Source organism: Blautia sp. MSK20_18, assembly GCF_020553125.1.
GTDB lineage: Bacteria > Bacillota > Clostridia > Lachnospirales > Lachnospiraceae > Blautia_A > Blautia_A fusiformis.
The window spans coordinates 51,185-64,207 of record NZ_JAJCGR010000013.1; the positions used below are offsets into that span (position 1 = coordinate 51,185).

Genomic DNA, 13,023 nt, shown 5'->3' on the forward strand with positions numbered 1-13,023 from the left:
GCATCACCTCGCTTCCCTATTCTGCCGTTTCTCCGGTGTACGGGCAGCCATTTTTGCCATGTCTGCCCAGTCTGCCCCTTCGATTTCCGGCAGGTTCTCGATGATCCGATAGCTTCCCTCGTAGGCTTTTCGGATATGTTCACACGCCCACCGTCCGGCAAAGTCATTGTCGGTACACACTTCGATCTCGGTGATCTCCGGGTGCTGGGACAGAAAATGTTCCAATGCCTGCGGCTTTTTCATGCTCCGCTGGCTCTGCCCTTCTTTTGGTGCGCTGATCCCGCCAAGCTCCAGACGGTACTTATCCCGGCTTCCTTGTCTCTGTTCCAATGTCATGTGGGCAAGCACATCCACACAGGCTTCATAAACAGCAACCCGTCTGCATCCCGATTTCGCCGGAACACAAAAAGCGTATGCCTTTTCACTTCCGGCCTGTTCCATCTTAAAAGACTTTCCGCTGGCATCGTAAATCCCACGCAGGAAAGCATATCTTGCCACCTGGTTTTCATCCCGTCCTATGAACACGGCATTGTGGTAGGGCAGACTCTCATATAAGATTCCCAAATGAACACACCGCTGTAAGACCTCGCCACTGATGCCCCGCTCTTTCAGATAGCGGAACACCCTGCGGCAGTCTGGGCTGGCCGTAGGCAGGACAAATGGCTTCTTTGGCTTTGCTTCCACTGGAGGAGGGATATAGGTGGGATACTCATCTTTCAGCATTTGCACTGCCTCCAGAAAAGAACACCCGTCTACATGAATCAGGAAATTTAAAGCACTGGTGCCCCCGATATCTCTGGATTTCCAGTGCCACTGGCTGGTCTGCTCGTTAATCTTAAAGCTGTCGTGGTCTGTCAGCTCCCATTCATTTCTGGCTGAAGATTTTTTCAGACGGTTTGGCTGATATTTCTTCAGGTATTCAATGGCGGTGATCTCCCTTGCACGTTTGATTTCTTCTTCCGGAATCCACGGCATTACATCACGGTATCCCGGAGCTGCTCTGCCTTATCCGTTTTCTCCCACGGGAATTCCTTTCTTCCAAAATGCCCGAACACCGCACTCTGTCGGTAGATTGGCCGCTTCAGGTGCAGGGTGTCACAGATCTGGCTTGGGGTAAGCCCGAACACCAGAGGGATCGCTGCGGCGAGGCAGTCATCCGCACAGATCTTTCCCGTTCCAAAGGTATCCACCTGCACCATGACTGGCTGGGCAACCCCAATGGCATAGGCAAGGGACACCTGGCATCGGCTGGCAAGTCCGGCAGCTACCATGTTTTTGGCGATGTAACGGGCCATGTATGCCCCGGAACGGTCAACTTTGGAACAATCCTTCCCGGAGAATGCACCGCCGCCATGCGGTACCAGGCTGCCGTAGGTATCCACCATTAGTTTCCTTCCGGTCAGTCCGGTGTCTGCATCCAGACCTCCGCACACAAATCTGCCCGATGGGTTAATCAGGATCTTGGTATCCTCATCCGGTGGCAGCATACGGAGTGCCGGGCGTAACACTTTCTCCCGGATCTCATGCTCCAGCTTCCGAAGGGATTTTTCCTTTTCATGCTGGCAGGACACAATGACGGTATCCAGCCGGGCAGGTCTGTCATCTTCATACTCCACGGTCACCTGCGCCTTTCCATCTGGCAAGATTCCCGTGATATATCCGCTTCTACGGCTTGCAGACAGTTCCCTTACAATGCGGTTCGCCAGAACCACTGGCATCGGCATAAGCTGCGGTGTCTCATCGCAGGCGTAGCCAATCATGATGCCCTGATCCCCGGCACCGCTGGCAAGTCCGCTCTGAACAGAAACAGTCCCTGCCCTTCGTTCTCTGGATCTCTCCACTGCCCCGGCGATATCCGGACTCTGTTTGTGGATGAGGGCATCCATGTGGATTTCCTCTGCTTCATAGCCTGCACTCTCCAGCACCTTTTTGATGATTTCAAACACCTGTGGCTCAAATCGGCTGGTGATCTCTCCTGCTACAATGATGTTCCTTTTGGTCGCCAGCACCTCGCAGGCCACTCTGGAATTTTCGTCCTCTTTCAGACACGCGTCCAGAATGCTGTCTGCGATCAGGTCGCAGAGCTTATCCGGATGTCCTTCTGTTACGGATTCTGCTGTATAAAATCGTTTCATAATCGTTACCATCCTTTCCAAGTAAATAATAACGGCAGGAAACGCTCCTTTCTGGAACACTTTCTGCCGGATCTGGGTTATAAGTTGTCTCACATTCTGCACTTTTCTGGTACTTTCAGACACTTTTTTCAACCTAAATACTACCAATGCACACCCTTCATAATCCCCCTGTTTTGAACACATCCCTGCCCGTGCGGTCATTATTTGTCTCATTTTCTGCACTTTTCGGGTACTTACGAACACTTCTGACTCCACACTGCCCCGGAAACCGGCACCGCCAGGACGATGTTCCTGGCACCGCTCCATTCATATGAACACGTGACGAGCGTCAAAACCTTATCGTATATACACTTCAGGTAATCATCCCCGGTTTCGAACACTTCCCTCTGCTTAGCTGCTTTTAAATATTCCTGCACTGCCTCCGCATCTGCGAGTTTCTGCTGGAATGGGAACAAATTCCTGTCTGCTTTCAGCACCGTGACAATTCGGTATTCCTGAATGCTATCCTCTGTCTGAAGATAAGCAAAGGGATGCTCCTGATAGTACGTTTCATCTGCATATAAGTCCAGATTTCCGAACATTGCCCCACTGTTCATGTTGTGACCGTAAATGATAAGGTTCCGACTTTCAGACACTTTACAGTCTGCCTGTAAAAACAGGCTTCCGTTGATGTCATATTCCTTTTTGTAATTCCGTTTCAGGTAAAACTCCCCATTCTCCTGTTCGGACTGAAGCACCGGGTAATCAATCCCGGTATCCGGTATTGTCAGCCATCCCTGCACATCCGGGTATTGTTCCCGAAGAGAAACAAGGTCTACCGCAGCCACCGGGCATTTTCTTCCAGCTGGTTGGTCTTTCTTTTCAGAGCCTGAGGCTCCCGGAGCTTCCGGCTCCGGGAAATTCCCTTTCAGCTCTGCCATCAGCTTTTTGTTCTCCATTGGAAGATATACCATGTGGTAAATCAGAAACCCGGCACTTGTCAGCGTCACTGCAAGGCAGATGATCTTGAAAAACCTCTGTAAGATTCCTGTCTTTGGTTTTTTCTTCATCGTTCCTGTCCGGCTTTTCTCTGCTTCTTTGGCTGACTCTTCTGCGTCTTTCCCGGCACAGGCGGTTTCCTTGCTGCTTTCAGGATCGGCTCTGTCGGGATTTGGTTCTGTCTGCAGCCCTTTAAGATCCCAGTCAGGTACGACCGTCCGGGCGGATTAAAGTTCTGCATGTAATCTTTTGTCATGATATAGACAATGGCTTTGATCTCTCTTCCATCTTTGTTCTTGACAGTGATCTCCTGCTTGTCGTAAAAATCAGGATAGCCTTCATAAAGATCCAGGCTCTTTTCACAGTCCCCGGTCAGTGACCAGAGGACGCCGTCCACATGGCTTCCCTCTTCCGGGAAGATGGTGGCAAGGCCGCTTCCTGCGGCTGCAAAGGTCAGCCGATACCCCTCCAGGCGGACGATTTCTACCACCTCCGCCTTTGGGCACCGATATGCCATCTGGTCCAGATCCATGTTGCTTCCATACGCAAAATATAATTGTTTCAGCCTATCTGCCCCCTTTTTTCTTCTTTCTTCTGGATGCCACACCCATGCCGATCAGACCGCCTGCGGAAAGAATCAGGCACAGGGCCGGAATCCAGAGGTTGGTGTCATCGCCTGTTTTCGGGTTGCTTACAAACGGGGTATCCTCCGGCAGCTTCTCGTTCGTCACTTTCTGGATGACTTCGATCACTGGAGTTTTGTCATCTACATAGGTAAATGTCACCTCATGTTTGGTCTCATCCAGCTGATAGCCCTCCGGTGCTTTGGTCTCAACCAGATAATAGGTGGCTGCCTTATCAAATTTGCCGTCCTTATAAGTTCCGATTGCAAGCAGTCCGCTGGTTGCATGGCCGTTTCCATCAGTGGTCAGGGTTTCTACCACTTTGCCATCCGCATCCCTCAGTTCAAATTCTGCATCTTTCAGTGCTGCTCCGGTATCCTTATCTGTTTTCTCAATGATCAGGCGTCCCTTTGCGGTGTCATCTTTCATGGCTACCTTCTGGATCTCTGCGGTATCTGCCACCTCGAAGGTGATCTCCTCTGCAACGACATAACCGTTTGGAGCCTGCTCTTCTTTCAGGGTGTATTTACCAATCGGAAGTTTTTCGATATAATGCGGCTCTTTACCGGAAGTCCAGGTTTCTACGATGTTGCCATTTTCATCTGTGATGGTCAGTTTGGCTCCTTCGATCTCATTATCTCCGGTAATATCCGTTTTGCTGATCTTCACTTTGGTCACGTCATCTTCCATTACCTGTTTCTGGATCTCCGCAGTATTCTCTACGGTGAATGTGATGCTTTCCGCAGTGGCATATCCATCGGCCGGCTTGTTTTCTGTCAGGGTGTAAGATTTTCCTACAACCAGTTCTTTGATGATGTGCGGCTCCTTGGTGGATGTCCATTCCTCAACAACAGCCCCGTTTTCATCCGTCAGCTGTAATCTGGCTCCCGGCAGTTCCTCGCCCGTGGTCAGATCGGTTTTGGAAAGCTCCACGGTTGTCGGCTCATCTTCAAATACAAATTCATAGGATGCTTCTGCTTCTTTATCCCCCTGGTACTCAAAAACAAATTCCTGCTCTTCTCCGGTGGTGACAAATCCATCCGGTGCATACAGCTCCTTCACATAATAGGTTCCGTCGATCGGCAGGTCTGCAATAAAGGAAATCTTTCCATCTGCATCTGTTGTTTTTAACTCGATCAGGGTATCTGCTTCCATCAGCACCTTTCCAGATGCGGACAGGATGTCGTTTCTGGTGTACAGTCCAAAGATGCCGCCTTTTAATACACGGTCGGTATCCTTTTCTTTCTTCAGGACGTTCACTTTTACTTTCTGACGGTTGTTCTGCCAGTCCTCATCGTATACGACAACCGGGGTATCCTGGTCACGGTAGGAAAGATCTACATATCGTGGTTCTTCATCCAGCACATAACCATATGCTGTGCCCACCTCTTTGACATAGTATTTTCCAACCGGAAGGTCAGATACTTCTGCAACACCGTTTGCATCAGTAGTCACGGTTGCCACCAGCTCGTCCTTAGCATAATAATCCGGGCTTACACCATCGGCTGCTTTGATATCCTATGCAGCGTAAATCTCAAAGGTAACGTCTGACAGGCTTCCTGTGATGTACTCAAACAGATGCTCTACAACGCCTTTGACATTGTCCAGCAGGGTGATCTTATCAAGGAATTCACCCTTCTTGTTTACGATCAGCAGGGCTTTCGGCACATCGTCTTTCATTTCCACTTTCTGTACTTTTGCGGTATCCTGAACGGTGAATTCCACATCCGTGGTCTTTAAATAACCAAGCGGTGCAAGAGATTCACGGAGGGTATAAGTTTTTCCAACGGTCAGGTATTTGATCACATGAGGCTCATCCTTTACGGAAGTCCAGCTGTCGATCACATTTCCATCCTTGTCCAGAACAGAAAGGGATGCCCCGTTCAGCTCTACGCCTGTGGTCAGGTCGGATTTTGTCACCTCGATGGTGGTCGGCTGGTTCTTCTTCACAGATTTCAGCTTGATGGTCGGAATGTCCTGCCCCTGATAGGTGGCATCAAATTCCAGTATCTCGTCAGAAGATACAAAACCATCCGGTGCAGAAATTTCTTTCACATAATAAGTTCCAAGCGGCAGGTCCAGGGTGAAGTGTGCCTGTCCTTTTTCATCGCTTGTGATCTCCTGTAATAAGGTATCTGCTTTCACAATAATCTTGTCACCGGATTTGATCTCGTTCTTATTGTAAAGACCGAATGTAGCTCCAGCTACCGTGCTTCCTGTTTCTGCATCCTGTTTTTCCACGGTGATGCTTACTTTCTGGCGTTCATTGGTAAAAGTCACTTCTTCGTCTACGACTGGGGTATCCTGTCCGGCATAGGTAAAAGTTACTTCTTCGCCTTTGGCATTCCAGGTGTAGCCCTCCGGCGTTTTTTTCTCTTCTACACGGTATTTGCCGAGCGGAAGGTTCTCTACTACGGCACTTCCGGTTTCATCGGTTGTCACCGTTGCCACCAGTGTGTCTTTGGCATATTCCAGATAACGGTTGCCGTTCTCATCTTTCTGATGGTCTGCGGTATAGATATCTTCTGCGGCATAAACCTCAAACACGGCTCCTGCAAGGCTGGCTTCCTCATGGATGAAATCCTTGTCAAAACCTTTGACTACTTCTCCTTCCTTGTGGATGGTCAGTCTGCCTTTTGCCGGGTGGTTCTCGAATTCCACCTCGATGATCAGGTCACCGCTGACCGGATCTTCCTGGTATGCAGTATCGCTGTCTACCTTGATTTCCACGGTATTGGCACTGTGGGTGTATCCATCCGGTGCAGCCACTTCTTCGATGCGGTAATTTCCACAAGCCAGATTCTGTGGCAGGATCAGGTATCCATTCTCATCCGTAAAATAAGATTTATGTACCATAGTAGATGGGTAGGTGGTCACCTGTTCCACATATTTCTTGTTATCCAGATCGTATACTTTAAACTCAGTATTCGGAACCAGGACAGATTTCTTTGTCTCGTCATCTTTTTTGACGATCTTTAATTTTGCTTCAAACTCTTCGTCCAGAAGCACACGCCATACCTGCGGCTGATCCGGATTGTTTTCCGAGATCACAACCTTAAAGTCATCGACTGGTTTGAAGTTGTGCGGTGTGGTGGTCTCCCTTACAATGTAGGTTCCGTATGCAAGCGGAATGGAGCATGCATATCCACGCTCATCCGTGAACATTTCTGTCTGTCCGTCTGCGGTCAGTACAACCGGAGTTGCAGATGCAAAGTCATAGGAACCGTCCTTATTTTTCTTCAGGCTGCTCTCCAGATATGCACTGAATCCCACACCTTTTAACAGATCGGCATCGGTCTTACCATTGTTGGCTGCTTTAATGACCTGGAACGGCTGTTTGATCACATCTTCCAGAGAAGTTGCGGTACGTTCTACCGTCTGAACCAGATCTCCCTCGTCATTACACTCCAGATCATGTTCTTCCGGGTCTGCCAGATATCCAACAGGCGGCGTCAATTCTTTCACGTAATACTTTCCGAGATAGAGGTCTGCGATTTCTGCATTTCCCTCTGTATCCGTAGTCAGGGTTGCAATCTGCGTTCCTGCCGGGTAAAGGACACCTGTCTGTCCATCCGGATGAACGATATCCTCACGGGCATACAGTCCGTAAACCGCACCCTCAAGGGTTGCATCTCCCTGTGCGGTCTTTCCGGTTTCGGAATCCTCTTTTACCAGTTTGATCTTCGCATTGACACGCTCGTTCTGGAACGTGTGGCTGAAAGAAACGGTTGCCTCTTTGTCTGTGGTGTACTGGAACGTAAAAGAGTACACATCCTCACTGTTTCTGGTATATCCGGCCGGTGCAGAAACCTCTTTCATGTAGTAGCTGTTAGCGATCGGCAGGTCTGCCTGATATACGGCTTTTCCGTCTGTTCCGGTCACTACCTTCTCAATGAGGGTATCTTTTTTGACCACAACGGTTCCGTCCGCTGCTTTGATGTCGTTTCCGGCATACAGGCCATAAGTGCCGCCCGGAAGGTATTTCCTGGTTTCCTTATCCTGTTTGTATACGCTTACGCTTGCTTTTTGGCGGTCATTTTTGAATGTCACGCTTCCCATGACCTTCTCCACATTGCTTCCGGCATAGGAAAGGGTGATTTCCTGGCTTTCGCCTGTGCATACCAGATTTTGTGGTGCCTGCATTTCTTTTACCACATATTTTCCCAGATATAGATTATCCAGTGTGACACTTCCGTCATCCCCGGTAGTAAGTCCGGCTTTGACCAGTGCGTCTTTTTTATAAATGACGGTTCCGTCTGCGGATACAATATCCGCTGCGGCATAAACATTGTAAACCGCACTCTTCTGTTTCTGCTCGGTATAAACAAAGGAAACACCATCATCAGTTACCTTTGCTCCGGTCAGGACTTCTCCTAATTTATAAACAGTCAGGCTTGCCATCTGCTCTGCATCGGTAACGGTTTGTTTTACAGTATCTCCGATGACCAGTTTCACATCGTAGGCTTTGGTATCCAGCAGATATCCGTTTGGTACGGAGATCTCTTTCAGGTATACGGTATCCTGTGTTTTGGTGATCGTAACGCTGGAAGCTCCGTTGGCATCTGTGGCCGGCATCTTTGTGATCAAGTTCTTTCCATCCTTGTCACTGTAAACGCCATAAACTGCACCTGCGATGGCTTTGTTGCTCTTGCGGTCCTTCTTTACGATCTCCAGAGTTGCCTGTTTTACCCATGACACTTTAAAATCTACATACTTCTCATCGGTCACGCCCTCGCCAAATACCAGGGCAAGGTCCTGTGTCTCGCTTCCGGTTGTGATCTTGTAAGCGGAATAGTCTTTGATGATGCTTCCCTTCATGGTAACAGACCATTCCCCTTTGACATCCACTGCCTGTGTCAGCGGTGCAGATAAGTAGAATTTGGTACCGCCGCAGATCTCCACGGATGCACCTGCACTGCTTGTTTTTCCCGTTGTCACATTATGCAGTTTGACACCGGAAGGCAGTTTCATGGTGATGGTCTGCAGTTCGGATGCCTTAAAGGTGATCTCTTCTGTTCTCTGGCTGTTGCCGCTGATATATGCGGTAACATCTGCATTGGAGAAACTCATGTCCACTTCCGGTATCTCCGGCTGGCTCATGCAATAATTGTAGAGTTCCATTGCCAGAGCCTGTCCGGTTGCATTCGTACCGGAAAAAGCGTCACTACTGTTATTGGCATAAGACGCAGCCAGATGGACAATGATAAACTGTTTTCCAGCGGAAAAATCAGGATGTTTCTCTGAGAAAAATCCATTTTCGCCGGATGCTTTTGTGCCGTAGTAGCATACTTTTGCCAGTGCTTTGCTGTCACCCAGTTTGGTGATCTTATAAACACCATCCCCAGGTCCTGCTTTTGACGGCTGCACACAGTAGGCAGTTGCAGACACGTTTCCAAATTTTACGGTATATTTATAGGTTACATAAGAACCCAGACCGTAGTCTGCATAATAGTATGCAGTCCCTCTTGTCACATCTACATCCTGTGTTGCTCTTGTACTGGTATTGACTGCGGTGAAAGAAACGGTTTCCCCATCTTCCATTGCCATAAGGTCAATATCCTGTTCCCCTGCCTGCTCCAGAACATCGCTGAGTGTCAGCCCGGATTCTTTATCGGTTGTATTTTCTGTTTCGGCTTCCTCTAATGCGGCATCAAACTCAGATTCAGAAAGTCCACCCTGAAATTCGGGTTCTGTTTCTTCCGGTTCTTCTGTTTCAGATTCAGCTGTCTCCGGCTCAACAATTTCTGTCTCTACAGGCACTGTCTCAGTTTCTTCCTGCGAGGCAGCTTCCTCATCATCAGAACCTGTATCCTCTTCGGTAACTGCCTGTTCTGTCTGCGGTTCACTCTGAGCTGCTGTCACAGGCTCTTTTACGATCAGGTTTCTCCCAATCTGATAAACCGGGTGGTTCTGGTTGACTGGCTCCACATAATAAACGGCATGGTAAGTGTCTGCATGGCTGGTGCTGAAGTTCTCCCCGGCGTCATTCTCTGCTTTCTGGAATGTCACTTTGACTTTGCTTTCGTCCTTGATTTCCAAATTTGTAAAATCCGTGGAAACATCAAAGTCCTGTCCGGCTTCCAGCTCCAGATCGGTGGCTTTTACCACTTCATTTTCATCCAGCTGATCCTTTACGGATTCATACGCTGGCGGTTCCGCCGCTTTCGGCTCTTCCGAAGCATACACCGTCAGCGGTGAAATGACCGTGGATAAGATGGTGACTGCCGCCATCACCCCTGAAAGGATTCGCCTGAATCGATATTTACTCTTCATGTTTTCTACCTCTTTCTTCTTTTTCTTCATTTTGCATAAGAACAGCCGGATGTTTCCACCCGGCCTGTCTGTTCTCATTATTCTGTTATCTCGCATCATCTGTCCGTCTTGGATTCTGCAGACAGGCATAGGTACTTTTGTCATACCGCCATGCCTTATCCCCGTCCAGATTGGCAAGTAGATGCTTCCGTACATTTTTGTATTCGTCCCCGATCAATCCGAGGCGGAGCAGAAAGGTGCGGAACGTAAATGCCGGGTTATCCCCGATCTCCGTCTTTTTTGCATGGGTACAAGATTGGTTGATCGCCTGTGCGGATATGGCAAGTGCCAGTGTGATATTCGACCGGACTTTTCCTGCATGGAGGGTGCTTTCAAAACAACGCCATTCCAGTGTTCCCTTGGAAAAAACAGCATGTAGGTTTAAGGCATAATACCTTGTCCAGTTGTAATGCTCGGAGCTTCCGTCATTTCCCTCATACCATGCCCTTTTGAATTTTTCCATCGTGATGGTGCTGTTTGGCATCCGGCGGATCTTCTCCAATACCATAGGACGGACTTTCTGGCAATACTCATCTTCCCTTCTCGTCTGTACATTTAAGGCTTTGAACAGAATATCCTCTTTGCAGTACATGATCGTCAGTGCATTTTTCAGACTCCTTGGTGTATGATTGGATGCGTCCACATGGACATGCATGCCACAGGATGAATTGACAAAAGCACCTGCGTTTTTGACACACCGCACCACTTCCTGGAGTTTCCCCATTTCCGAATATTCCAATTTCGGGGATACCATTTCTGTCGAATAATCTCCATCGGCATCTATTACAGTACCATTTGCCAGCCTTTCACAGTCGATACTGCTGTCTCTTGAAAATTTCCACGTTTTTCCATCTGAATCTTTTACACACCAGGAATCGTAAGAACGGATATGATATGGCTCTGTTCCGAACATTCTTCCAATCGCAACAGCCGCATCATAGCGGCTGATACCTGTCATCTCAATCTCTGTACCAAAATACTGGTCTTTTAGGTCGATCTGCTTCACCCACCCTTCGCTTCTGGAACAGGTGAGCCGCTTTGGATCTCTTCATCTACTGCTTTCAAATTTCTGCCTATTGCTTCAATGACATTGACAGTGACACCATTACCGGCCTGCTTGTAAAGCTGGTTATCCGATGTTTCTTTTTCCATCTTGGAAATCTGACCATCCCGATATCCCTGCAGCCGCAGACACTCCCTTGGCGTCAGCCTGCGGATTCTGCCGTGGTAAATCACTCCATGACGGTCAGTTGCCGTAATGGTGAACATTGGCTCTTCCGGTTCTTTCATCCTTCTTCCATTCTGGCGGACTTTTTCCTTGGCCGGTGTCAGCACTGCCCTTGGCGGTTCTTCCACCAGCACCCCGGAACTTTCGCCTCTGTGGTTATGGATGCTGGAATCCTGTCTGGTATTCAGACATCTTGCAACGTCTGTCACCAGCGGCGGAGGGGAGATATCTACAAAATGCAGTGTTCCCTGCTGGTTTCCGGTCGTCAGGGTATGGGCGATCTCATGCCCGACTCTCCCCCTGCGACTGTTGATTCCCGGATATCCGAGATCGATGCTGTCCCCCTCGTAGGCCATCTTGTATCCTTTTCGGGTGTTTTCCTTGATTGGGATACCGACTTCGTATAATCCGGTCTTGCCGCCCATACCACCAGACCCGCTGGTCAGCGTGCAGCTCAGTCCTTCTTCTGCGTAGACTCTTTCTCCCTGTTTGCCAGCATGGACTTGTATAAGAGCTGTTCCATTTGCTTTTGGGAAAGGTAATATTTTTCCGGCACATCTTCCATCAAGATATCCGACAATATACACCCGCTTCCTTGACTGGGGGACTCCGAAATCCTTGCTGTTAAGCACTTTCCATTCGACATGATACCCCAGTTCAGATAGCGTACTGAGGATGGTGTGAAACGTCCGCCCTTTGTCATGCGAAAGCAGACCGGGTACGTTTTCAAGGAGAAAATACGCAGGTCGTTTGTCTGCAACCAGTCTGGCAACTTCAAAGAAAAGGGTTCCTCTTGCATCGGCAAATCCTTCCCTTCGTCCAGCGATTGAGAATGCCTGGCAAGGAAATCCCGCACATAAAAGATCAAAGTCCGGCATTCGTTCTGTTTCAATATTTCTTGCGTCATTGCAGAACCACTCTCCTTCCGTATCAAACAGCACCCGGTAGTTGTGGTCTGCATATGCATCTGCTTCACAGTGTCCGACACAGGTGAAGCCCCCTGCCCTGTGCAGCCCTTCTCGGAATCCTCCGATTCCACTGAACAGGTCAAAAAATCGAATTGTTCCGGCTATCAGCCTCCCTTCGCTGCGAAAAAAACAGTGCAGATTTCTCTGCACCGTTTCCGTCTCTTGGTTTCTGTTTTGTGATGTCTATTCTTCTGATTCCGCTTCCTCTGGCTCAGATTCTTCTGCTTCTTCGGTTTCCAGTTCTGTTGGCTCTGCTTCCGCTGGCTCTTCGTTTTCTGGCTCTGTCGGCTCTTCATCTGCTTCAGCTTCGTCCGGTTCTGTCATTTCTCCGTCTGTTTCAGCTTCCAGTGCTTCTGTCTCAGGCTCTTCTGCTTCAGGTTCTACTGACTCTTCATCCGGTTCTGATTTTGCAGTCTCAGGATCTTCCATTTCTGTTTCTTCGGCTTCCTCTGACTCTGCTTTCCATTTGGCTTCTTCTTTTTCGATTGCATCTTCGATAAGCCCGATTAAGAAGTCTTTCTGTTTCATGCCATTCCTGGCGAGGACTGCTTTCAGTCTGGAAAATAAATCCTCGGTTACCTGTACTGCTACTGTTCTTAAATCTGCCATGTTCGCCTTTTCTCCTTTTCTTGTCATGTGTTCTTCGATTACCATTTCAAGGTATTTTGGTATGCTGATTCCTAACTCTTCGACTTCCAGTTTTAGCTTTTCATGCAGCTCTACCGGGATTTTTCCGCATATGTTTTTCATCTCCATTGTGTTCGTTCTCCTTTCTTTTT

The 13,023-nt window shown here is 48.7% G+C and carries 7 protein-coding genes and 1 pseudogene; all 8 read right to left on the bottom strand.

Annotation, left to right across the window (positions count from 1 at the left end):
* Positions 1–3 precede the first annotated feature (3 nt).
* The 8 genes and pseudogenes from LI091_RS09205 to LI091_RS09240 all read right to left on the bottom strand — a co-directional run bounded on the left by LI091_RS09205 (position 4) and on the right by LI091_RS09240 (position 13,000).
* Positions 4–975: a DUF3991 domain-containing protein gene (locus tag LI091_RS09205; protein WP_008400051.1), complete on the bottom strand. Its 972-nt coding sequence runs from the start codon at positions 973–975 to the stop codon at positions 4–6.
* The gene (gene metK / locus LI091_RS09210; RefSeq protein ID WP_015533350.1) at positions 975–2,135 is read right to left on the bottom strand and encodes a methionine adenosyltransferase; all 1,161 of its coding nucleotides are present in this window, start codon (positions 2,133–2,135) and stop codon (positions 975–977) included. Before metK ends, LI091_RS09205 begins: the two co-directional genes overlap by 1 nt.
* A gap of 233 nt (positions 2,136–2,368) precedes the next feature.
* Positions 2,369–3,184 carry a class B sortase gene (locus tag LI091_RS09215; protein ID WP_008400054.1) on the bottom strand — a complete coding sequence of 272 codons (816 nt, stop codon included), beginning with the start codon at positions 3,182–3,184 and terminating at the stop codon, positions 2,369–2,371.
* On the bottom strand, positions 3,181–3,678 hold the full coding sequence (locus LI091_RS09220; RefSeq protein ID WP_025577045.1) for a gamma-glutamylcyclotransferase family protein: 498 nt from the start codon (positions 3,676–3,678) through the stop codon (positions 3,181–3,183). The genes LI091_RS09215 and LI091_RS09220 overlap by 4 nt, the downstream gene beginning before the upstream one ends.
* A gap of 1 nt (position 3,679) precedes the next feature.
* Positions 3,680–10,009: pseudogene (locus LI091_RS09225) on the bottom strand (SpaA isopeptide-forming pilin-related protein).
* A gap of 85 nt (positions 10,010–10,094) precedes the next feature.
* Positions 10,095–11,045, bottom strand: coding sequence for an amidoligase family protein (locus LI091_RS09230; RefSeq protein ID WP_071849528.1), 951 nt, complete (start codon positions 11,043–11,045; stop codon positions 10,095–10,097).
* Between the two features lie 5 nt (positions 11,046–11,050).
* Positions 11,051–12,352, bottom strand: coding sequence for a DNA (cytosine-5-)-methyltransferase (gene dcm / locus LI091_RS09235; protein WP_179966521.1), 1,302 nt, complete (start codon positions 12,350–12,352; stop codon positions 11,051–11,053).
* Positions 12,353–12,427: 75 nt separating this feature from the next.
* Positions 12,428–13,000, bottom strand: a complete 573-nt coding sequence (locus tag LI091_RS09240; RefSeq protein WP_015533347.1) for a hypothetical protein — start codon at positions 12,998–13,000, stop codon at positions 12,428–12,430.
* Positions 13,001–13,023 lie beyond the last annotated feature (23 nt).